The sequence below is a fragment of the Citrobacter sp. Marseille-Q3906 genome (assembly GCF_916618775.1).
Taxonomy (GTDB): Bacteria; Pseudomonadota; Gammaproteobacteria; order Enterobacterales; family Enterobacteriaceae; genus Citrobacter; species Citrobacter murliniae.
The window spans coordinates 2146991-2170859 of sequence record NZ_CAKAKA010000002.1 but is presented as its reverse complement, the minus strand read 5'-3'; the positions used below and the strand labels follow the sequence as shown (position 1 = coordinate 2170859).

Sequence of the window (23869 nt, the reverse complement as noted above, 5' to 3'; positions counted from 1 at the left end):
ATGTTTTTACGCCATGAAGATTTTGCCACCGTCGTGCGCTCTGCCCCGTTGGTGGCTATTGATTTGATTGTGGAAAACGCGCGTGGCGAGTACCTGTTTGGTCAGCGCATCAATCGCCCGGCTCAGGGATACTGGTTTGTACCGGGGGGGCGGGTGCAAAAAGATGAGCCGCTTCACATGGCCTTCGAACGCCTGACCGAAGCCGAACTGGGGCTGCGTTTATCGATATCCGCAGGCAAGTTTTATGGGGTCTGGCAGCACTTTTATGACGATAACTTTTCCGGTGAGGATTTCTCGACCCACTACATCGTGCTCGGTTTTCGTCTGCGGGTGCAGCAAAATGAACTGCAATTGCCTGATGCCCAGCATGAGGCGTATCGCTGGCTAACACCTGAGGCACTGTTGGAGTGTGAGAACGTGCACGATAATAGCCTGGCGTACTTTATGCCGGAGCGTCAGCCCGGAGTGGCGGGAATATGAAGATCCTGGTGTATGGCATTAACTATTCTCCCGAGCTAACTGGCATCGGCAAGTACACCGGTGAGATGGTGGAGTGGATGGCGCGCAAAGGGCATGACGTTCGGGTGATCACCGCGCCTCCTTATTATCCACAGTGGAAAGTAAACGGTCGCTATTCCTGCTGGCGCTACCGTCGTGAGGAGGGTGATGCCATTGTCTGGCGTTGTCCGCTGTACGTGCCTGAACAGCCATCAACGCTTAAGCGACTGCTGCATTTAGGCAGTTTCGCTCTGAGTAGTTTTTTCCCGCTAATGGCCCAGCGTCGCTGGAAACCGGATCGCATTATTGGTGTAGTGCCAACGCTGTTTTGTACGCCTGGCATGCGGTTGCTGGCCTGGCTTTCCGGGGCGCGGACGCTGCTGCACATCCAGGACTATGAAGTTGACGCTATGTTAGGGCTCGGGATGGTCGGGAAAAGCAAAAGCAGCGCAGTGGCGAAACTGGCCAGCGCTTTTGAGCGCAGTGGCCTGCACAGTGTGGACCATGTTTCGACAATCTCTCGTTCCATGATGAACAAAGCTGAGGGAAAAGGCGTCGCGCCGCAGAAGGTTATTTTCTTTCCTAACTGGTCGGAAGTGGCGCGTTTTCGTGAGGTGTCCACAGCCGATGCTCAGGCACTACGTCAGTACCTTGGTTTGCCTGAAGATCAAAAAATCATTCTCTACTCAGGCAATGTTGGAGAAAAACAGGGACTGGAAAGCGTGATTGATGCGGCAGTTCAACTTAGCAATCAACCATGGTTGTTTGTGATCGTCGGGCAGGGTGGTGGAAAAGCGCGGCTGGAGAAGATGGTCAGTGAACTCGGTCTGCACAACGTGAAATTTTTCCCCTTGCAGTCTTATGACGCGCTACCTGCGTTACTGAAGATGGGCGATTGCCATTTAGTCGTGCAAAAACGTGGTGCGGCGGATGCCGTTTTGCCTTCAAAACTGACCAATATACTCGCTGTTGGCGGCAATGCAGTGATCACCGCCGAGCCTGAAACCGAACTCGGTCAGCTCTGTGAAAGCTATCCGGGGATTGCGGTTCGCGTGGAGCCGGAGTCGGTGAGTGCATTGGTCAGTGGTATTGAACAGGCGTTGATGATGCCAAAAGTAAACACGGTGGCGCGAAATTATGCCGAAAGCACGCTGGATAAAGAAAATGTGCTCACCCAATTTATTGCAGATATACGGGGATAAATCATGAGTCAATCCAAACTCTTTCCGGTCGTTATGGCCGGTGGCTCTGGTAGTCGGTTGTGGCCGTTGTCCCGTGTACTGTATCCAAAACAGTTCTTGTGCCTGAAAGGCGATCTCACCATGTTGCAGACCACAATTTGTCGTCTGAACGGCGTAGAGTGCGAAAGCCCGGTCGTTATCTGCAATGAACAACACCGTTTCATCGTGGCGGAACAGTTACGACAACTTAATAAGCTGACCGAGAACATTATCCTTGAACCCGCAGGGCGCAATACAGCCCCAGCGATTGCGCTGGCTGCGCTTGCGGCAAAACGTCACACCCTGCAGAGGGATCCGCTACTGTTGGTGCTGGCAGCTGATCATGTGATTACCAACGAAGAGGCTTTTCGCGAAGCGGTTCGCAATGCCATGCCGTATGCCGATGCGGGTAAACTGGTGACATTTGGCATCGTGCCGGATCAGGCTGAAACTGGCTACGGTTATATTCGGCGTGGCGATGTTTCCCCCACCAATACCGATGCTGTCGCTTTTGACGTTGCGCAGTTTGTTGAGAAACCCAATCTTGAAACCGCGCGGGGTTATGTGGCAAGCGGCGATTACTACTGGAACAGCGGTATGTTTTTGTTCCGTGCCGGTCGCTACCTCGAAGAACTGAGAAAGTACCGTCCCGATATTTTCGACGCCTGTGAGAATGCCATGAGCATGGCCGATCCCGATCTTGATTTCGTTCGCGTTGATGAAGAGGCCTTTCTCGCCTGCCCGGAAGAGTCGGTGGACTATGCGGTGATGGAGCATACGGCTGACGCAGTAGTGATGCCGATGAACGCGGGCTGGAGTGATGTGGGTTCGTGGTCATCGCTGTGGGAAATCAGCGCCCATACCGCCGAAGGTAATGTGCATCACGGCGACGTGATTAGCCACAAAACTGAAAACAGCTATGTCTACGCGGAGTCAGGCCTGGTGACGACTGTTGGTGTGAAGGATCTGGTGGTGGTACAGACCAAAGATGCGGTGTTGATTGCCGATCGCAACGCGGTACAGGATGTGAAAAAGGTGGTTGAACAGATTAAAGCTGACGGACGCCATGAACACCATATTCACCGTGAAGTGTACCGTCCGTGGGGCAAGTATGACTCTATTGATGCCGGAGAACGCTACCAGGTGAAGCGTATTACCGTTAAACCGGGTGAGGGGTTGTCTGTGCAGATGCATCATCACCGCGCCGAACATTGGGTGGTGGTGGCCGGTACAGCTAAGGTGACAGTCAATGACGACATCAAACTGCTTGGCGAAAATGAGTCGGTCTATATTCCTCTGGGGGCGACTCATTGCCTGGAGAACCCCGGAAAAATTCCGCTAGACCTGATTGAAGTGCGCTCGGGATCCTATCTCGAAGAGGACGATGTGGTGCGCTTTGAGGACCGCTACGGACGGGTTTAACGCTACAAATCTGCAGGCCCGGTAAGCACAGCGTTATCGGGCAAATAATGACAACAACCTGTTTTGGCCATATTCCGGTCAGGGCTAACTGTTGCCTGAAAAAGGGGTAATCATGACGAAATTAACCTGTTTCAAAGCCTACGATATTCGCGGCAAGCTAGGCGACGAGCTGAATGAAGACATTGCATGGCGTATTGGCCGCGCCTGTGGTGAATTCCTGCAACCGAAAACGGTGGTACTGGGCGGCGATGTGCGTCTGAGTAGCGAAGCGCTTAAGCTGGCGCTGGCGAAAGGGCTGCAGGACGCGGGGGTGGACGTACTGGATCTTGGTATGTCAGGCACTGAAGAGATTTACTTCGCGACGTTTCACCTTGGTGTTGACGGTGGTATCGAAGTCACCGCCAGCCATAACCCGATGGATTACAATGGGATGAAGCTGGTACGTGAAGGCGCGAGACCCATCAGTGGCGATACCGGCCTGCGAGACGTGCAGCGCCTGGCACAGTCTAACGATTTTCCGCCCGTCAACCCGACAACACGCGGTAGTTACAAGACTATTAATCTGCGTGACGCTTACATTGACCATCTGCTGAGTTATATCAACGTCAACAATCTGCAACCGATAAAGCTGGTGCTTAATTCTGGTAACGGTGCGGCAGGTCCGGTGGTGGATGCCATTGAAGCCCGGTTTAAGACGCTGGGCGTGCCGGTTGAATTCATCAAAATTCACAATACCCCTGATGGCTCCTTCCCTAATGGTATTCCCAACCCACTGTTACCGGAATGTCGTGAAGATACCCGGAATGCGGTGATTGAACACGGTGCGGATATGGGGATTGCTTTTGACGGGGATTTTGACCGTTGCTTCCTGTTCGATGAGAAGGGCCAGTTTATCGAGGGTTACTACATCGTTGGCCTGCTGGCACAGGCATTTCTGGAGAAACATCCAGGGGCCAAAATTATCCATGACCCGCGTTTGTCCTGGAACACGGTGGATGTGGTGAACACTGCGGGAGGCACGCCGGTGATGTCGAAAACCGGCCACGCTTTTATCAAAGAGCGTATGCGTCATGAAGATGCGGTTTACGGCGGTGAGATGAGCGCCCATCACTATTTCCGCGATTTTGCTTACTGCGATAGTGGGATGATCCCGTGGTTGCTGGTAGCGGAATTGCTGTGTCTGAAAAGACAGTCGCTGGGCGAACTGGTACGTGACCGGATGGCGGCGTACCCGGCGAGTGGCGAAATTAACAGCACGCTGGCGGAGCCGGCAGTGGCTATCAATCGTGTGGAACAACATTTTTCAGGTGAGGCGCTGACGGTGGACAGAACCGATGGTATCAGCATGTCATTTGCCGACTGGCGCTTCAATTTACGTTCCTCCAATACCGAACCCGTGGTGCGCCTTAATGTGGAATCGCGCGGAGATATTCCGTTGATGGAAGCGCGAACACGCACTCTTCTGGCGTTGCTGAATCAGTAATGCCGGTTCTTCCGGACGGGTTGACTAACAGGAACCACGATGACACATCTAAAAAAGCGCGAACGAACCAAAACCAATGCGTCGTTAATCTCGATGGTGCAACGCTTTTCGGATATCACCATCATGTTTGGCGGACTGTGGATGGTCTGCGAATTGGCCGGTTTGCCTTTCCTGTACATGCACCTGCTGGTGGCGTTAATCACGCTGGTGGTTTTTCAGATGCTGGGCGGAATAACGGATTTTTACCGCTCCTGGCGCGGCGTCAAAATATCCACTGAGCTGGTGTTACTGCTGCAAAACTGGACGCTGAGTCTGATTTTTAGTGCGGGATTGATTGCCTTTAATAACGATTTTGATAACCGACTGGCCCTGTGGCTGGCGTGGTATTTGCTTTCAAGCATCGGCCTGGTGCTGTGTCGTGCTTTTATTCGCTTCGGTGCGGGATGGTTGCGAAACCGCGGTTATAACACTCGACGGGTAGCAGTTGCAGGCGATCTCCCCGCAGGGCAGATGCTGCTGGATAGTTTTCGCCATGAACCGTGGCTCGGTTTTGAGGTGGCTGGCGTCTATCATGACCCAGAGCCTGGAAGAAACTCTCGTGACTGGGCCGGAAATCTGCAACAACTGGTGGATGACGCCAAAGCTTCACGCATTCATAACGTCTATATCGCAATGTCGATGAACGAAGGGGCACGCGTAAAAAAACTGGTGCGCGACCTGGCTGATACCACCTGTTCGGTGATCCTTATTCCCGATGTCTTTACTTTCAATATCCTGCACTCGCGGATTGAAGAGATGAACGGTGTGCCGGTTGTCCCCTTGTATGACACGCCGCTGTCAGGCATTAACCGTCTGCTGAAACGCGCGGAAGATATCGTGCTGGCGTCGTTAATTCTGTTGCTTATTTCTCCGGTGTTATGCGCCATTGCGCTGATGGTGAAGCTGACCTCAAAGGGACCAGTCATTTTTCGCCAGACGCGTTACGGCATAGACGGCAAACCGATCAAAGTCTGGAAATTTCGCTCCATGAAGGTAATGGAAAACGATGCGGTGGTGACTCAGGCGACCCAGAACGATCCGCGTGTGACCCGCATAGGCAACTTCCTGCGCCGCACTTCGCTTGATGAACTGCCGCAGTTTATTAATGTGCTGACGGGGGGGATGTCTATTGTCGGTCCACGTCCGCATGCGGTGGCGCATAACGAACAGTATCGTCAGTTGATTGAAGGTTACATGCTGCGCCATAAGGTGAAACCCGGCATTACCGGTTGGGCGCAAATCAATGGCTGGCGTGGTGAAACCGATACGCTGGAAAAAATGGAAAAACGCGTTGAGTTTGACCTTGAGTACATTCGTGAATGGAGCGTGTGGTTCGATATCAAGATTGTTTTTCTGACGGTGTTTAAAGGCTTTGTGAATAAAGCGGCGTATTAATATGAGCTTACGAGAAAAAACCCTCAACGGCGCAAAGTGGTCAGCAATTGCCACGGTGATCATCATTGGCCTTGGCCTGATCCAGATGACTGTACTGGCGCGCATTATTGATAGCCATCAGTTCGGGCTGTTAACCGTGTCGCTGGTGATTATCGCGCTGGCAGATACGCTGTCAGATTTTGGTATCGCCAATTCTATTATTCAGCGCAAAGAGATCGGTTATGTTGAACTCACCACCCTGTACTGGATAAACGTTGGGCTGGGTATTGTTGTTTGCGTAGCGATGTTTCTGCTCAGTGATACGATTGCCAGTGTACTGAACACCCCCGATCTGGCGCCGCTGATAAAAGCGCTGTCGCTGGCGTTTGTGGTAATACCGCATGGCCAACAGTTCCGCGCCCTGATGCAAAAAGAGCTGGAATTCAACAAAATTGGCATCATCGAAACCAGTTCGGTGCTGACCGGTTTTACCTTTACCGTGGTCAGCGCCCACGTTTGGCCGTTAGCGATGACGGCTATTCTGGGCTATCTGGTGAACTGTGTGCTGCGAACGCTGCTGTTCGGCTATTTGGGTCGCAAAATTTATCGCCCCGGACTGCATTTTTCCCTCGCTAACGTGTCGGCAAACCTGCGTTTTGGCGCGTGGCTGACTGCAGACAGCATCATCAATTACGTTAATACCAATCTTTCCACCCTGGTGCTGGCCAGAACTCTGGGGGCTGGCGTTGCGGGAGGGTTCAACCTTGCCTGGAATGTGGCGGTTGTGCCGCCAATAAAACTGAATCCAATTATTACCCGAGTGCTGTTTCCGGCGTTTGCCAAAATTCAGGACGACACGGAAAAGCTACGGGTGAATTTTTACAAGCTGCTGTCGGTCGTGGGGATTATCAATTTCCCGGCGCTGCTGGGATTAATGGTGGTGTCGAACAACGCGGTGCCGCTGGTGTTTGGTGAGAAGTGGAACAGTATCGTTCCGGTACTGCAACTGCTGTGCATTGTGGGTCTGCTGCGTTCAGTCGGTAATCCGATAGGTTCTTTGCTGATGGCAAAAGCCCGCGTCGATATCAGCTTCAAATTCAATGTATTCAAAACCTTTTTGTTTATCCCTGCCATTCTGGTTGGCGGGAATATTGCTGGTGCGCTTGGCGTCACGCTGGGGTTTTTGCTGGTACAGATCATTAACACCATCCTTAGCTATTTCGTGATGATCAAACCGGTACTGGGGCCGAGCTACCGGCAGTACATGCTCAGTCTGTGGTTACCGTTCTATCTCTCCTTACCGACACTGGTTGTGAGTTACCTGACTGGAATTACGCTGCAAGGTCAGTTGCCGTTAAGCATGCTGCTGGCCTTACAAATAGCGGCAGGGGCGCTGGCGTTTACCGTGATGATTTTACTTTCGCGTCATCCGCTGGTGGTGGAGGTTAAGCGCCAGTTCTGCCGCAGTGAAAAAATGAAAACACTGCTACGCGCAGGGTAAGAAAATCGTTTTAAGAGGTCATTATGAAATTACTAATTCTGGGCAACCACACCTGCGGAAATCGTGGCGATAGCGCTATTCTGCGCGGTTTGTTGGATGCCATTAATACGCTACAGCCAGAGACTGAAGTAGATGTGATGAGCCGCTACCCGGTGAGTTCCTCCTGGTTACTGAACCGCCCGGTGATGGGCGATCCGTTGTATTCACAAATGAAGCAGCACAACAATGCTGCGGGTGTGGTGGGGCGGGTGAAGAAAATACTGCGCCGTCGCTATCAGCATCAGGTACTGCTTTCTCGCGTCACTGATTCTGGCAATCTGCGTAATATCGCGATTGCTCAGGGATTTACCGACTTTGTCCGTCTGCTTTCGCGCTATGACGCCATCATCCAGGTGGGCGGATCGTTTTTTGTCGATCTGTACGGCGTGCCGCAGTTTGAACATGCCCTGTGCGCGTTTATGGCGAAAAAACCGCTGTACATGATTGGTCACAGTGTGGGGCCATTCCAGGATGAACAGTTTAATCAACTGGCGAATTACGTTTTTGGGCACTGCAATGCGCTGATTTTACGTGAATCAGTCAGCCTGGAACTGATGAAACGCAGTGAAATAACCACGGCGAAAGTTGAGTCCGGCGTGGATACAGCCTGGCTCGTTGATAATCATCAGGATGACTTTGAACCCAGCTATGTCGTTCGGCACTGGCTACACACGGCGGCACAGCAAAAAACCGTCGCCATCACGCTGCGTGAACTGGCTCCGTTTGATAAGCGGCTAGGGACCACGCAGCAGGCCTATGAGCAAGCGTTTGCCGGGGTGGTGAACCGGATCCTCGACGAAGGCTATCAGGTGATGGCGCTATCAACCTGTACTGGCATCGACAGTTACAACAAAGATGACCGCATGGTGGCGCTGAATCTGCGTCAGTACGTCAACGATCCAGCCCGTTATCACGTGGTTATGGACGAACTTAACGACCTCGAGATGGGGAAAATTCTCGGGGCATGTGATTTAACGGTGGGCACGCGTCTGCATTCCGCCATCATCTCAATGAACTTTGACACTCCGGCGATTGCTATCAATTACGAGCATAAATCAGCGGGGATTATGCAACAGCTGGGGCTGCCGGAGATGGCGATTGATGTTGGTCATCTGCTGGATGGCAGTCTACAAACGCAGGTTGCGGATGTGCTCGGGCAGTTACCGGCGCTTAAAACGCGGCTGAGCGAAGCCGTGCAGCGTGAGCGCGCACAAGGTATGCGTATGGTGCAGTCGGTATTGGCGCGTATTGAGGAGCAAAAATGAAGGTTGGTTTTTTCCTGCTCAAATTCCCGCTTTCATCAGAAACTTTTGTGCTTAATCAGATCACTGCGTTTATTGATATGGGTTATGAAGTGGAAATTGTCGCCTTGCATAAGGGCGATCTTGAAAATACGCATGCCTCATACGATGCCTATCAGCTGGCAGAAAAAACGCGCTGGCTGCTTGATGAACCGAACGACAAACTGAGGAAGTTGCAATACCGGATTACTGCTGCGTTACAAGGGATTACCCGCATGGTTTCCTGGAAGGCACTCAATATTTCGCGCTACGGTGATGAGGCGCGCAACCTGATTTTGGCCGCCATATGCGGGTTAACGCCAAAGGCATTGCATGCCGATGTGTTTATTGCTCACTTTGGACCGGCAGGTGTGACGGCGGCGAAACTACGTGAGCTTGGTGTAATTAGCGGCAAAATAGCGACGGTATTTCACGGCATTGATATTTCACATCGGGAGGTGCTTGCCCGTTATACCCCGGAATATCAAAAGCTGTTTCAGCGCGGAGATTTAATGTTGCCGATCAGTAATCTTTGGGCCGGGCGTTTACAAAAGATGGGATGCCCGCCAGAAAAAATCGCTGTATCACGCATGGGGATAGATATGACACGGTTTACTCCTCGTGAAGTGAAAGCACCTGCTGCTCCGCTGGAAATTCTCTCTGTCGCACGATTAACCGAGAAAAAAGGGCTGCACGTCGCCATCGAAGCCTGTCGTCAGTTGAAAGAGCAGGGCATGGCATTTCGTTATCGGATCCTGGGCATTGGCCCCTGGGAGCGTCGTCTGCGTACGCTGATTGAGCAATATCAACTGGATGATGTGATTGAAATGTCGGGTTTTATGCCCAGTCATCAGGTGAAAGAGATGCTCGAGCGAGCGGACGTATTTCTGCTGCCCTCAATCACAGGGACGGATGGTGATATGGAGGGGATCCCGGTGGCACTGATGGAAGCGATGGCTGTGGGGATCCCGGTCGTTTCTACCGTTCACAGTGGTATCCCTGAACTGGTTGAGTCCGGTAAGACAGGCTGGCTGGTTCCCGAAAACGATGCGCAGGCGCTGGCAGAACGACTGGCAGCATTGACTCATATCGACAGCGGAGAGCTAAAGCCAATTGTGCTGCGTGCACGTGAGAAAATTGAATCTGAATTCAATCAGTCAGTCATCAATACGCAGTTATCCAGCCTGTTGCAAACGCTGTGATTCGAGGTTGTATGCCAGAGAAAAAACTTTCCCGACGTACCTTTCTGGCGGCAGGCTCCGCGCTTGTCGTACTCCATTCACCGGTTGGACGCTCGCTTGAAACCGGGCGCAGCGTTGACATTCAGGACTACGATCCAAAGGATTGGGTAGCTTCGTTCCGACAGGCATTTTCAGAGGCACAAACGGTCGTTGTACCTGTCGGGTTGGTATGTGGAAACATGAATACCGGGATTTTCATTCCGCAAGGTAAAACATTACTTCTGCAAGGTCACATAAGCAGTAATGGGCGTGGTCGATTTGTTCTGCAGGATGGTTGCAAGGTAGTAGGGGAGAAAGGCGGGAGCCTGCATAATATTACCCTCGATGTGCGTGGATCGGACTGCCTGATTAAAGGAATCATGATGAGCGGTTTTGGTCCGGTGACGCAGATATATATCGGCGGTAAAAAAAAGCGGGTGATGCGCAACCTTACCATCGATGATATTACCATCACCCATGCTAATTACGGGATCCTGCGCCAGGGATTTCATAACCAACTGGATGGTGTGCAAATCACTAATAGTCGCTTTAGTGATTTGCAGGGCGATGCCATTGAGTGGAATGTGGCAATAAACGATCGCGATATTCTTATCTCCGACCATGTTATAGAGCGCATCAACTGTACCAATGGCAATGTTAACTGGGGCATCGGTATAGGGCTGGCGGGAAGTACCTATGACAATACCTACCCGGACGACCAGGCAGTGAAAAACTTTGTGGTTGCGAATATCACCGGTAGCGACTGCCGCCAGTTAATCCATGTGGAGAACGGTAAGCACTTTATCATTCGTAATGTCAATGCGCGGAATATCACTCCGGATTTCAGTAAGAAAGCGGGTATTGATAATGCAACGATTGCTATTTATGGGTGTGATAATTTTGTGATAGATAATATAAAGATGAGGAATAGCGCGGGAATACTGATTGGTTACGGCGTAGTCAAAGGGCGATATTTATCGATACCTCAAAACTTTAAATTAAATAATATTCAACTGGATAACACTAGTTTTGATTATAAATTACGCGGCATCCAGATTTCCTCAGGTAATGCTACCTCTTTCGTATCCATCACCAATGTCGATATGAAACGTGGAACGCTTGAGCTACATAACAAACCGCAGCATCTGTTTTTACGTAATATCAAGGTAATGCAGCAATCCACAGTGGGTCCCGCGCTAAAAATGCACTTCGATCTGCGTAAGGACATTCGCGGGAAGTTTATGGCCAAAGAGAATACATTGCTGTCACTGGCTAATGTCAATGCGGTAAATGAGACCGGGCAGAGTTCGGCCGATATCGACAGTGTGAATCATCAGGTGGTGAATGTGGATACAGTGAATTTTACGCTACCGGAGCGGTAATTTTACGAGCTTTTCTGCCTAAAATGATACCAGCTTGAGATTAATACTACTGCATTTGGCACATAAGCGGAGTAACATGTGAGGCATCTGATCAATGTAATTCATACTGGCTAAAACAAGCTAAAAAGCTATAATTCAGCAACTATTGTATAGGTGAATGACTTAATGGTTAATTTGAAAGCAGTTATTCCGGTAGCGGGCCTGGGGATGCATATGTTGCCTGCCACAAAGGCCATCCCAAAAGAGATGCTGCCGATCGTCGATAAGCCGATGATTCAGTACATTGTCGACGAGATTGTTGCTGCAGGGATCAAAGAAATCGTTCTGGTTACTCATGCATCCAAGAATGCAGTAGAGAACCACTTCGACACCTCTTATGAATTAGAGTCTCTTCTTGAGCAACGCGTAAAACGCCAACTGCTAGCCGAAGTACAATCTATCTGCCCTCCTGGCGTGACTATTATGAACGTTCGTCAGGCTCAGCTGCTTGGCCTTGGTCATTCAATTCTATGTGCCCGCCCGATTGTAGGGGATAACCCGTTCGTGGTGGTGTTACCTGATGTTATTCTTGACAATGCAAGTGCAGATCCGTTGCGCTACAACCTGGCTGCTATGGTTGCCCGTTTTAATGAAACTGGGCGTAGCCAGGTGTTGGCAAAACGTATGGAAGGCGACCTTTCCGAGTACTCCGTCATTCAGACTAAAGAACCCTTAGATAATGAAGGTAAAGTTAGCCGCATCGTTGAATTTATTGAAAAACCCGATCAGCCACAAACGCTGGACTCCGATCTGATGGCCGTGGGGCGTTATGTGCTTTCTGCGGATATCTGGGCTGAATTAGAGCATACGCAACCTGGCGCATGGGGACGTATTCAGTTAACCGATGCAATTGCTGAACTGGCGAAAAAACAGTCTGTTGATGCCATGCTGATGACCGGCGATAGCTATGACTGTGGTAAAAAAATGGGTTACATGCAGGCCTTTGTGAAGTACGGGCTGCGCAACCTGAAGGAAGGACCGAAGTTTCGCAAGAGCATTGAGAAGTTGCTTAGCGAATAGATTTTGATTTCTTTGTGACAATACTCCACAAAAAATAGCGGCAGCTAACATTCCAGCGACTATGCTTGATGCAATGGAATGTTACTGTCGTTTTTTTATTAAAAACAACCAATAACAACGAGTTAAACTACTAAGTTTAATCTTATCTTTGTCAGATTTTCCCTTGTTTATGACAGCATTTGGTAAGACAATTAACGTTTAAGCTTAAGAGAGCTTTGCGATAGCTAGCGGGGCTGGTTACATCTTTGGAAATTTATGTAGTGCTCTGGTAGCTGTGAAGCCAGGGGCGGTAGCGTGGATAAATATCCAGGGGGCTGTTTTTATACCAGCATCTTAATAGTAGCCATATATATGATATTCGGAATTAAAAAGTGAAAATACTTGTTACTGGTGGGGCGGGGTTCATTGGATCTGCAGTTGTTCGTCATATAATCAAAAATACCCAGGATGCGGTTGTTAATGTTGACAAACTAACCTACGCCGGTAACCTGGAATCGCTTGCTGAAGTTAATGAAAGCAGTCGGTATCATTTTGAACATGCGGATATTTGCGATAAAACGGCAATGGAACGTATTTTTGCTACGCATAAACCTGATGCGGTGATGCACCTTGCGGCCGAAAGCCATGTAGACCGTTCTATTACCGGACCTGCTGATTTCATTGAAACAAATATTGTGGGCACGTATGTGCTGTTGGAATCCGCGCGTGCCTATTGGTCAACAATGGACGTTGAAATGAAATCGGCGTTTCGTTTTCATCATATTTCGACGGATGAAGTGTACGGCGATTTGCCGCATCCGGATGAAGTGGCGAGCGGTACAGAATTACCAATGTTTACAGAAAAAACACCTTATGCACCTAGCAGCCCATATTCTGCATCGAAAGCTTCCAGCGATCATCTGGTTCGCGCCTGGATGCGAACCTATGGATTACCCACGATTGTCACCAACTGTTCAAACAACTATGGACCGTACCACTTTCCTGAGAAATTGATTCCGTTAGTGATCCTCAATGCTCTTGAAGGAAAGGCACTGCCTATTTATGGCAAAGGCGACCAAATCCGTGATTGGTTGTATGTAGAAGATCATGCCCGAGCGCTGTACACCGTTGTGACAGAAGGTCAAATTGGTGAAACCTACAATATCGGTGGTCATAATGAGAAAAAAAATATCGATGTAGTTCATACCATTTGCGATCTTTTGGATGAGATTGTACCAAAAGCGGTTTCGTACAGAGAACAAATCACCTATGTAACTGATCGTCCGGGCCATGATCGCCGCTACGCTATCGATGCGGATAAAATTAGCCGCGAGCTGGGCTGGAAGCCGCGAGAAACCTTTGAAAGCGGGATCCGTAAAACGGTGGAATGGTATCTGCACAATACTCAATGGGTAGATAACGTTAAAAGCGGTGCCTATAAAACCTGGATTGAACAGAATTACGGGGAACGTCAGTAATGAATATTCTGCTTTTTGGGAAAAATGGTCAGGTGGGTTGGGAACTTCAACGAGCATTAGCCCCACTTGGCAATATTATTGCTCTTGATGTTCACTCTAAAGATTACTGTGGAGATTTCAGCAATCCAGATGGTATTGCTGAAACCGTACGTAAGATACGTCCCGATGTAGTTGTTAATGCGGCGGCACATACCGCTGTAGATAAAGCTGAGTCAGAAGTTGAATTTGCGCAGTTGCTCAATGCTACAAGTGTAGAAGCCATCGCTAAAGCCGCCGCTGAAACTGGAGCGTGGGTGGTACATTATTCAACGGATTACGTTTTCCCAGGTACCGGTGAAACACCGTGGCGTGAAGATGATATTACGGCACCGTTGAATGTTTATGGCGAAACTAAACTGGCTGGTGAGAAGGCGTTACAAGAATACTGTCAGAAATATCTTATTTTCCGTACCAGTTGGGTTTATGCCGGTAAAGGTAATAACTTTGCCAAAACCATGCTACGGCTGGCTAAAGAACGGACAGAACTGTCAGTTATTAACGATCAGTATGGTGCTCCGACAGGTGCGGAGTTGCTGGCGGATTGTACCGCTCATGCTATTCGTATAGCTATTAAAAATCATGAGGTTGCTGGTCTCTATCACCTGGTTGCGAGTGGTGTTACCACATGGCATGACTATGCTGCTTTGGTGTTTGATGAGGCCAGAAAAGCTGGTGTTGAATTAGCAATTAATAAATTGAATGAAGTGCCAACCAATGCTTATCCAACACCTGCTCGCCGACCGAATAATTCTCGTCTGAATACTGAAAAATTCCAGCGTCACTTTGGGCTTGTTCTTCCACAGTGGGAGTCCGGTGTGAAGCGTATGCTGAACGAATTATTTACTACAACAGCAATCTGATCATGATAATAATGCTGCGTAAGCGGGCATTTTGCGCATAAAAGAGAAAATGAAATGAAAACGCGTAAAGGTATTATTTTAGCTGGTGGATCGGGCACCCGTTTATATCCAGTAACTATGGCAGTGAGTAAGCAGCTACTGCCTATTTATGACAAGCCGATGATTTATTACCCGCTTTCTACTCTGATGTTGGCTGGTATTCGTGACATCCTGATTATTAGTACCCCGCAGGATACTCCTCGTTTCGAACAACTTCTGGGGGACGGCAGCCAATGGGGGCTTAATCTTCAATACAAAATACAGCCTACACCGGATGGACTGGCCCAGGCATTTATCATTGGTGAAGAGTTCATCGGGACTGATGATTGCGCATTAGTGTTGGGTGACAACATTTTTTACGGACATGACTTGCCTAAATTAATGGATACCGCAGTCAATCAAGAAAATGGGGCAACAGTATTTGCATACCATGTGAACGATCCTGAGCGCTACGGTGTAGTCGAATTCGATAAGCATGGTACCGCTATTAGCCTTGAAGAAAAACCTATTGACCCCAAGAGCAATTATGCTGTTACCGGATTGTATTTCTACGACAACGATGTCGTGGAAATGGCAAAAAACTTAGATCCCTCGGCACGCGGTGAACTCGAAATCACGGATATTAACCGAATTTATATGGAGCAGGGCCGTTTATCGGTTGCAATGATGGGGCGTGGCTATGCGTGGTTGGACACAGGGACGCACCAGAGTCTGATCGAAGCCAGTAATTTTATTGCCACAATTGAAGAGCGACAAGGATTGAAGGTGTCTTGTCCTGAGGAAATTGCTTATCGGAAAGGGTTTATTGATGCTGTACAGGTTGAGAAACTGGCAGAGCCATTATCAAAAAACGATTACGGTAAGTACCTTATAAGAATGGTTAAAGGTTTATAAGAGATGAACGTTATTCAAACAGCAATTCCGGAAGTGTTGATCTTTGAACCGAAAGTGTTTGGAGATGAGCGTGGGTTCTTTTTCGAAAGTTTTAGTCAGAAAATTTTCGAAGAATCGGTTGGGCGTAAAATTACTTTTGTGCAGGATAATCACTCTAAATCGAGAAAAGGGGTCCTGAGAGGACTGCATTTTCAAAAAGGATCACATGCCCAGGGCAAGTTAGTGCGTTGCACGCTTGGTGAGGTATTTGATGTAGCTGTTGATATCCGCAAAAATTCACCGACATTTGGAAAATGGGTTGGCGTACATCTGTCAGCAGAAAATAAGAAGCAACTCTGGATACCTGAAGGTTTTGCACATGGTTTTGTCACACTGAGTGAAACCGCTGAGTTCCTCTATAAAGCAACGAATTATTATGCACCATCTGCTGAGGGTAGCATATTATGGAGTGATGAAATAATTGGTATCGAGTGGCCGATTACACAACCTCCAGAACTTTCAGCAAAAGATGCTGTTGCTCCTCGGTTAGAACAAGTTTCATTATCTGAGTAAGAATTACTGTGTCACATCTAATTAAGATTTTTCCATCCAATATTGAGTTCTCAGGTGAAGAAGACTCAACAATCCTTGATTCTGCGCTCTCTGCGGGTATACATCTGGAGCACAGTTGTAAAAATGGAGATTGCGGGGTTTGTGAGTCTACATTACTTGCCGGAGAAGCGACAGATCCCATGGGCAGGATATATGCACAAGGGGATAAAGTTCTAACCTGCAATTGTAAGCCTAAAAGTAACATACAGTTGCAGGCTCTTTACTATCCAGAATTGCAAGGGCAGGTGAAGAAGATCGTACCTTGTAAAGTCAATAGTATCGATCTTGTTTCTGCTGATGTCATGAAACTTACACTTCGTCTCCCCCCGACTGCTAAAATGAGTTTTCTTCCTGGGCAATATATTAATCTGCAGTACAAGGGTGTAACGCGTAGCTATTCTATTGCGAATAGCAATGAAGCAGATGGTATTGAGTTGCATATCAGAAATGTTATCAATGGCCAAATGAGTTCATTGATTTTCAATGAGTTGCAAGTTAATACTTTGATGCGTATCGAAGGTCCATGTGGAACTTTTTTCATTAGAGAAAACGATCGCCCAATTATTTTTATCGCCGGGGGTACAGGGTTTGCCCCTGTTAAATCCATGGTTGAGCATTTAGTGAAAAATACGATTTCTCGCGATATCTATATTTATTGGGGGATGCCATTCGCGAAAGACTTCTATTCAAAAGTTCCTGATGAATGGAGCAAGGATTTTGATCTGATTCATTTTATTCCCGTGGTGTCTGGAGATGATCAAACATGGAATGGGCGTAAAGGTTTTGTTCACCAGGCTGTGATGGAGGATTTTGACTCGCTTGAATCGTTTGATATTTATGCATGCGGGTCGCCCATCATGATCGACGCAAGTAAAAAAGACTTTATGTCAAAAAATCTGTCTGTTGATAATTTCTATTCAGATGCTTTTACCGCATCTAAATAATGATAATAGAGGGTTAGGTATGAAAGCGGTAATTCTGGCTGGTGGGCTTGGTACCAGATTGAGTGAAGAAACAATAGTAAAACCAAAACCAATGGTAGAAATTGGTGGTAAGCCGATTCTTTGGCATATTATGAAAATGTATTCCGCCCACGGCATTAAAGATTTTATTATCTGTTGTGGGTACAAGGGATATGTAATCAAAGAATACTTTGCTAACTATTTCCTGCATATGTCGGATGTAACATTTCATATGGCAGAAAATAGAATGGAAGTTCACCATAAACGTGTAGAACCGTGGAATGTAACGCTAGTTGATACTGGTGATTCATCTATGACCGGTGGCCGTTTGAAACGTGTGGCTGAGTACGTAAAGGATGATGAAGCGTTTCTGTTTACGTATGGGGATGGTGTTGCCGATCTCAATATCAGAGCTACGATTGATTTTCATAAAGCGCATGGTAAAAAAGCAACTCTGACGGCAACGTTCCCTCCTGGACGTTTTGGTGCCCTGGATATCCGTGGCGGCCAGGTTCAATCGTTCCAGGAGAAGCCTAAAGGCGATGGAGCGATGATCAACGGTGGTTTCTTCGTACTAAATCCTTCAGTGATCGATCTTATTGAAAATGATGCGACTACCTGGGAACAGGAACCGTTGATGACATTGGCTAAACAGGGAGAACTCATGGCTTACGAGCATGCAGGGTTCTGGCAGCCGATGGATACACTGCGCGATAAAACGTACCTTGAAGGTTTATGGGAAAAAGGTACTGCGCCCTGGAAAACATGGGAGTGACTGCATGATTGATAAGAGCTTCTGGCAGGGTAAACGCGTATTCATTACCGGCCATACGGGTTTTAAAGGTAGTTGGCTCTCTCTATGGCTAAGTGAAATGGGAGCAACACTAAAAGGTTACTCCCTTGAGGCCCCGACGAATCCTAGCTTATTTGACACCGCTAATATCAGTAACTTGATGGAATCGGAAATAGGCGATATTCGTGATTTTGATAAATTACGTAATTCTATAGCGTCTTTTAAGCCAGAAATTATTTTTCATATGGCTGCCCAGCCGCTAGTAAGGCTTTCTTATAAAGAACCTATCGAAACCTATTCAACAAACGTGATGGGCACTGTACATTTGCTTGAAGCGGTAAAACAGGTTGGGGGTATTAAGGCTGTAGTCAATATTACCAGCGATAAATGCTATGAAAACCGTGAATGGGTTTGGGGTTACCGCGAAAATGAAGCGATGGGCGGTTACGATCCCTACTCCAACAGCAAAGGCTGCGCTGAACTAGTTGCTTCCGCATTTCGTAATTCGTTTTTTAATCCTAAGGATTATGCAAACCATGGCGTTGGCTTGGCTTCGGTTAGGGCGGGTAATGTGATTGGTGGCGGTGATTGGGCAGAAGATCGCTTGATTCCAGATATTTTGCGTTCTTTTGAGAAAAAGAAGCAGGTCGTTATTCGCAATCCTCATTCCATTCGTCCATGGCAACATGTACTTGAACCGCTTTCTGGGTATATCGTGGTGGCACAGAGCCTCTATGTTGAGGGGGCCAAATATTCAGAAGGGTGGAATTTCGGTCCTCGTGAGGAGGATGCAAAAACGGTTGGGTTCATTGTCGACAAAATGGTGACATTATGGGGTGAGGGGGCCAGTTGGCAGTTGGATGGTCAGGATCATCCCCATGAGGCACACTATCTTAAACTGGATTGTTCGAAAGCCCATATGCAATTAGATTGGCACCCTAGATGGGGGCTCGTTGAAACACTTGGTCGTATTGTTAAATGGCATAAAGCATGGATAAACGGAGCAGATATGTTGGAATGCTCGAAACGTGAAATTCATGATTATATGACCACTACCACTTTTAGCTAAAATAGATAAGTACAGGAATTATAGCAATGACAGCAAAAAACCTGCGTGAACAAATATCCAAACTCGTTGCTGAGTATGCCGATGAGGCACTGAGCCCAAAACCATTTAATGCAGGTGTGAGTGTCGTCCCACCTTCAGGGAAGGTTATTGGTGCGAAAGAATTGCAATTGATGGTTGAAGCATCTTTAGATGGATGGCTTACAACGGGTCGTTTTAATGATGCTTTCGAGAAGAAACTCGGTGAGTTTATTGGTGTGCCTCACGTATTAACAACCACTTCAGGTTCCTCAGCGAACTTGTTGGCTTTAACAGCATTAACGTCACCGAAACTTGGTGATCGTGCGCTCAAGCCAGGTGATGAAGTCATTACCGTAGCAGCAGGGTTTCCAACCACAGTTAACCCAACAATCCAGAATGGATTGATTCCGGTTTTTGTGGATGTTGATATCCCTACTTATAATGTTGACGCTTCACTTATTGAAGCCGCAGTGAGTGAAAAATCAAAAGCGATTATGATCGCCCATACACTGGGTAATACGTTTGATTTAACGGAAGTGCGCCGTATTGCTGATAAGTATAACCTTTGGCTTATCGAAGACTGCTGCGATGCGCTCGGATCTACTTATGATGGTCAAATGGTCGGTACTTTTGGTGATATTGGTACTGTGAGTTTCTATCCTGCACACCATATCACAATGGGAGAAGGCGGGGCGGTATTTACCAAATCAGGCGAATTAAAGAAACTGATTGAATCCTTCCGTGACTGGGGACGTGATTGTTATTGTGCACCAGGTTGCGATAATACCTGTGGTAAACGTTTTGGACAGCAACTGGGTTCTCTGCCGTTCGGATACGACCATAAATATACCTACTCTCATTTGGGTTATAACCTGAAAATTACGGATATGCAGGCTGCATGTGGCCTGGCACAATTAGAACGTGTTGAAGAGTTCGTACAAAAACGCAAAGAGAACTTTGCATACCTTAAGCAAGGTTTGCAATCCTGTGCTGAGTTTCTTGAGTTACCGGAAGCCACAGAGAAATCTGACCCATCCTGGTTTGGGTTCCCGATCACGCTTAAAGAAACGAGTGGAGTTGAACGTATCGATTTAGTTAAGTTTCTTGATGAAGCCAAGATCGGTACCCGTCTGTTATTCGCAGGTAATCTGACTCGTCAACCGTATTTTGCGAATGTGAAGTACCGAGTGGTGGGTGAATTAAAAAATACAGATCGCATAATGAATCAAACCTTCTGGATTGGTATTTACCCAGGACTAACTACTGAGCATTTGGACTACGTAGTTAGCAAATTTGAAGAGTTCTTTGGTCTGAATTTCTAATATTAAGATAGGGACGCTTGACGTGAATAAAAGAATCCTAATGACTGGTGCTACTAGTTTCGTAGGTACCCATTTGCTACTAAGGCTAATAAACGAAGGCTACAGTATTATTGCGTTAAAGCGTCCTACAACTGAACCAACAGTAGTTAATAACTTGATTGAATGGGTGAATATATCTGATATAGAGAAAATATGTAAACCATCTGAGACTATCCATGCAATCATACACATTGCAACAGACTATGGTCGCGACGGAGTTAATATATCAGAACAGTATCAATGTAATGTGTTGTTACCAATTAGATTGCTTGAATTAATGCCAAAGTTTGATGCTAAGCTCTTTGTTTCTACTGATTCTTTTTTTGGAAAGTATGAAAAACAATATGGATACATGCGTTCGTACATGGCATCTAAAAGACACTTCGTAGAGCTATCAAAGATATATACAGAGACCCATTTGGATATTTGCTTCATAAATTTACGCCTGGAACATGTATATGGAGAGAATGACAAGGCAAGTAAGTTGATACCCTATATCATTAATAGAATGAAGGCTAATGAAGATATTGATTGTACATTAGCAATACAGAAAAGAGACTTCATTTATATAGATGATGTTGTGTCAGCATATTTAACCATATTAAAGAACAGTTTTAATGCTGGATATTATGATGTTGAAGTAGGAACGGGACGATCTACTGAATTAAAAGAAGTTTTTGAAAGGATTAAAAAAGAAATAAACAGCAAGAGTAAGATAAATTATGGTGCAGTCGCAATGCGTAATGATGAAATCATGGACTCTTATGCAAATACTTCTTTCTTAAACCGATTAGGATGGAGTGCTGAGTTTACTCTCCAGAAGGGTATAGAAAAAATGTTGAGAAAAAAAGATTAATGAATCGTATTATTAGAATGCTAGGTGTGGATAAAGCGATTCGATATGTTATCTTTGGCAAGATAATATCTGTTTTAACAGGATTACTATTGATAGTGTTGATCTCTCGCTATTTATCTAAGGATTCTCAAGGGTATTATTATACTTTTAATTCAGTGGTTGCGTTGCAAATTATATTTGAGTTAGGGTTGTCAACCGTGATAATACAGTTCGCAAGTCATGAAATGTCAGCGCTAAAATATGATTTTTCGGCTCGAAATATCATAGGGGAAAAATTAAACAAACAACGCTATCTCTCATTGTTTCAGTTAGCGATAAGATGGTATGCTGCGATTGCTTTATTGATAATACTTGTAGTGGGACCTGCTGGATATGTTTTTTTTACACAAGAAAATGACATAGGAGTACATTGGCAAGGTGCATGGATATTACTCACAATAGCTACAGCTTTTAATATTTTTCTTGTTTCCATGTTGTCTATTGCCGAAGGTACCGGGTTAGTCGCTGATGTAAATAAAATGAGAATGTATCAAGCATTATTAGCTGGTGTGTTAGCGGTAATCGTGCTAGTTTGCGGCTTTGGTCTTTATGCTACTTCAGCAATAGCAGTATCCGGGACTATAATATTTTCTATCTTTTCATATAAATATTTTAAAAATATTATCCTCCAATCCTTTATTAATAAAAATGAACATAGTGATGGTGGCATTTCATGGCTTCATGAAATATTCCCAATGCAATGGAGGATTGCTTTAAGTTGGATATCAGGCTATTTTATCTATTTTGTTATGACTCCTATTGCATTCAAGTATTTTGGCGCTGCTTATGCAGGACAGTTAGGGATGTCTTTGACATTATGCAATATGGTGATGGCTACGGGATTGGCTTGGATATCAACTAAATATCCACGATGGGGAGTAATGGTTTCTAATAAACAGCAAGTAGAATTGAATAAATCATTCAAAAAAGCATTAATACAATCTTCGTGTTTTGTATTAGCAGGGTTAGTTGGTGTGTATATTTGCCTATGGCTATTGAAGCTTTCTGGTTCAAATATAGGTGACCGTTTTCTGGAACTGAAAGATTTCTTCTTTTTATCTTTGGCAATTATTGGCAACCATCTTGTCGCTTGTGGTGCAACATATATAAGAGCTCATAAAACTGAAAAAATGACATTGGCATCATGCATAATGGCTCTCTTAACTATAATTACAATGTGGATTGTTGCATATTCAGGGCATCCTGGATTTTACATGTTGATGTATGCAGTGCTGACATGGGGATATTTTGTACCACAAACCTATATAATATTTAAAAGATTTAAGAGCACTTATGAGTAAAAGACCAATTCTAACTATTGCTATTCCAACATATAATCGTTCTGCGTGTTTAGCTCGTTTGCTTGATAGTATTATTCAGCAAGATAACTATTGCTGCGATGAGCTTGAGGTAATTATCTGTGATAATGCGTCAACAGATGAGACTGAATTGATATCCAAGAGGGGATTAGATAAGATAAAAAATAGCACTTATCATCTAAATGAGAAAAATTTGGGTATGGATGGTAATTTTAAAAAGTGTTTTGAGTTATCAAGTGGAAAATACCTTTGGATGATTGGAGATGATGATCTCATAGTTAGAGGTGGCCTCTCCAAGGTCTTTTCGATAATAAAATCTCGTCCATCATTAGATATGGTGTATGTAAATTCAGCTGCGAATGCTGAGTTGAGCTACGATATTGATACGAAATCATCCTTCTACTCAAACGACGCAGATTTTATATCTGACGTGAGAGTTATGTTTACTTTTATTTCCGGGATGATATGCAAGAAAAACGATTTTCTTATCAATGAAGTGGATATTTTCAGTTCTCGCATTTCTGGTAAATATCTTATGCATCTAACATGGCAAATACCGTTACTTAAAAATGGAACAGACTTTGCGATTATCCATGATAATATAATTCAGGCAGAGCCTGATAATTCAGGAGGATATCATCTATACAAGGTTTTTTCTTACAATTTGGCAACAATATTTGATATTTTCTATCCTAGAAAACACTATGTGAGTAAAAAGATTCGCACATCTGCATGTTTATTTCTACTTAATTTCATCGGTGATGAAGATAAAACAAAAAACTTTACAACAAATAATTATTTAAAAGATTGTGATAGTGCGTTTAATGATTTAAAAGTTTATAAGTATGGACTAAGGTTTTTTTACCTGCATCCTAATGCTGTACCGTTATTTAGGAAGGTAAAATTAATCATAAAAAAATTCTTAAAAAGGAATGGTTAATTATATTATTTAGGTGAAGTATAAAACTAGACTGTTGGGCTATAATACAATCTGCTGAATGTATGTGCTGTTTTTAAATGTGTAATTAATAAGCTGTCTATTATAACTAACTCTA

At 45.9% G+C, this 23869-nt stretch carries 21 protein-coding genes; all 21 read left to right on the top strand.

All coding sequences use genetic code 11. The features are described from left to right. The 21 genes from LG384_RS14690 (at position 1) to LG384_RS14590 (ending at position 23754) form a co-directional block, all read left to right on the top strand. On the top strand, positions 1 to 480 hold the full coding sequence (locus LG384_RS14690) for a GDP-mannose mannosyl hydrolase (protein WP_045444694.1): 480 nt from the start codon (positions 1 to 3) through the stop codon (positions 478 to 480). Continuing rightward, complete coding sequence (wcaI, locus tag LG384_RS14685; RefSeq protein WP_225761140.1) at positions 477 to 1700, top strand: colanic acid biosynthesis fucosyltransferase WcaI; 1224 nt, start codon at positions 477 to 479, stop codon at positions 1698 to 1700. Before LG384_RS14690 ends, wcaI begins: the two co-directional genes overlap by 4 nt. A 3-nt stretch (positions 1701 to 1703) precedes the next feature. Further along, a complete protein-coding gene (gene cpsB / locus LG384_RS14680) occupies positions 1704 to 3140 on the top strand; it encodes a mannose-1-phosphate guanyltransferase (RefSeq protein ID WP_225761139.1) in 1437 nt (478 codons plus the stop codon). A 112-nt stretch (positions 3141 to 3252) separates the two neighbouring features. Beyond that, positions 3253 to 4623 carry a colanic acid biosynthesis phosphomannomutase CpsG gene (gene cpsG, locus LG384_RS14675; RefSeq protein WP_045444688.1) on the top strand — a complete coding sequence of 457 codons (1371 nt, stop codon included), beginning with the start codon at positions 3253 to 3255 and terminating at the stop codon, positions 4621 to 4623. Positions 4624 to 4662: 39 nt separating this feature from the next. Further along, positions 4663 to 6057 (top strand): undecaprenyl-phosphate glucose phosphotransferase, encoded by a 1395-nt coding sequence (wcaJ, locus tag LG384_RS14670; protein WP_225761138.1) that lies wholly within the window; start codon positions 4663 to 4665, stop codon positions 6055 to 6057. Position 6058: 1 nt separating this feature from the next. Continuing rightward, complete coding sequence (gene wzxC, locus LG384_RS14665) at positions 6059 to 7537, top strand: colanic acid undecaprenyl disphosphate flippase WzxC (RefSeq protein WP_225761137.1); 1479 nt, start codon at positions 6059 to 6061, stop codon at positions 7535 to 7537. Between the two features lie 23 nt (positions 7538 to 7560). Beyond that, positions 7561 to 8841: a colanic acid biosynthesis pyruvyl transferase WcaK gene (gene wcaK, locus LG384_RS14660; RefSeq protein WP_225761136.1), complete on the top strand. Its 1281-nt coding sequence runs from the start codon at positions 7561 to 7563 to the stop codon at positions 8839 to 8841. Then, a complete protein-coding gene (gene wcaL, locus LG384_RS14655) occupies positions 8838 to 10058 on the top strand; it encodes a colanic acid biosynthesis glycosyltransferase WcaL (RefSeq protein WP_048221107.1) in 1221 nt (406 codons plus the stop codon). The genes wcaK and wcaL overlap by 4 nt, the downstream gene beginning before the upstream one ends. An 11-nt stretch (positions 10059 to 10069) precedes the next feature. Next, positions 10070 to 11458 carry a colanic acid biosynthesis protein WcaM gene (gene wcaM, locus LG384_RS14650; protein ID WP_225761135.1) on the top strand — a complete coding sequence of 463 codons (1389 nt, stop codon included), beginning with the start codon at positions 10070 to 10072 and terminating at the stop codon, positions 11456 to 11458. Positions 11459 to 11623: 165 nt separating this feature from the next. Next, complete coding sequence (gene galF, locus LG384_RS14645; RefSeq protein WP_045444671.1) at positions 11624 to 12517, top strand: GalU regulator GalF; 894 nt, start codon at positions 11624 to 11626, stop codon at positions 12515 to 12517. 371 nt (positions 12518 to 12888) lie between these two features. Beyond that, positions 12889 to 13974, top strand: coding sequence for a dTDP-glucose 4,6-dehydratase (gene rfbB / locus LG384_RS14640; RefSeq protein WP_225761134.1), 1086 nt, complete (start codon positions 12889 to 12891; stop codon positions 13972 to 13974). After that, positions 13974 to 14873 (top strand): dTDP-4-dehydrorhamnose reductase, encoded by a 900-nt coding sequence (gene rfbD, locus LG384_RS14635; RefSeq protein WP_225761133.1) that lies wholly within the window; start codon positions 13974 to 13976, stop codon positions 14871 to 14873. The genes rfbB and rfbD overlap by 1 nt, the downstream gene beginning before the upstream one ends. Before the next feature lie 54 nt (positions 14874 to 14927). Continuing rightward, positions 14928 to 15806 (top strand): glucose-1-phosphate thymidylyltransferase RfbA, encoded by an 879-nt coding sequence (gene rfbA / locus LG384_RS14630; RefSeq protein WP_048221110.1) that lies wholly within the window; start codon positions 14928 to 14930, stop codon positions 15804 to 15806. A 3-nt stretch (positions 15807 to 15809) separates the two neighbouring features. After that, the gene (gene rfbC, locus LG384_RS14625) at positions 15810 to 16358 is read left to right on the top strand and encodes a dTDP-4-dehydrorhamnose 3,5-epimerase (RefSeq protein WP_048221111.1); all 549 of its coding nucleotides are present in this window, start codon (positions 15810 to 15812) and stop codon (positions 16356 to 16358) included. 8 nt (positions 16359 to 16366) lie between these two features. Further along, on the top strand, positions 16367 to 17341 hold the full coding sequence (locus LG384_RS14620; RefSeq protein WP_225761132.1) for a CDP-6-deoxy-delta-3,4-glucoseen reductase: 975 nt from the start codon (positions 16367 to 16369) through the stop codon (positions 17339 to 17341). Positions 17342 to 17360: 19 nt separating this feature from the next. Beyond that, positions 17361 to 18134 (top strand): glucose-1-phosphate cytidylyltransferase, encoded by a 774-nt coding sequence (gene rfbF, locus LG384_RS14615; RefSeq protein ID WP_045444653.1) that lies wholly within the window; start codon positions 17361 to 17363, stop codon positions 18132 to 18134. 4 nt (positions 18135 to 18138) lie between these two features. Further along, the gene (gene rfbG, locus LG384_RS14610) at positions 18139 to 19221 is read left to right on the top strand and encodes a CDP-glucose 4,6-dehydratase (protein WP_048221113.1); all 1083 of its coding nucleotides are present in this window, start codon (positions 18139 to 18141) and stop codon (positions 19219 to 19221) included. 26 nt (positions 19222 to 19247) lie between these two features. After that, the gene (gene rfbH / locus LG384_RS14605) at positions 19248 to 20561 is read left to right on the top strand and encodes a lipopolysaccharide biosynthesis protein RfbH (protein WP_045444646.1); all 1314 of its coding nucleotides are present in this window, start codon (positions 19248 to 19250) and stop codon (positions 20559 to 20561) included. A gap of 40 nt (positions 20562 to 20601) precedes the next feature. Continuing rightward, positions 20602 to 21456, top strand: coding sequence for an NAD-dependent epimerase/dehydratase (locus LG384_RS14600; protein WP_225761311.1), 855 nt, complete (start codon positions 20602 to 20604; stop codon positions 21454 to 21456). Continuing rightward, a complete protein-coding gene (locus LG384_RS14595) occupies positions 21456 to 22796 on the top strand; it encodes a hypothetical protein (RefSeq protein ID WP_225761131.1) in 1341 nt (446 codons plus the stop codon). The genes LG384_RS14600 and LG384_RS14595 overlap by 1 nt, the downstream gene beginning before the upstream one ends. Continuing rightward, positions 22789 to 23754, top strand: coding sequence for a glycosyltransferase family A protein (locus LG384_RS14590; protein ID WP_225761130.1), 966 nt, complete (start codon positions 22789 to 22791; stop codon positions 23752 to 23754). The genes LG384_RS14595 and LG384_RS14590 overlap by 8 nt, the downstream gene beginning before the upstream one ends. Positions 23755 to 23869: the final 115 nt, after the last annotated feature.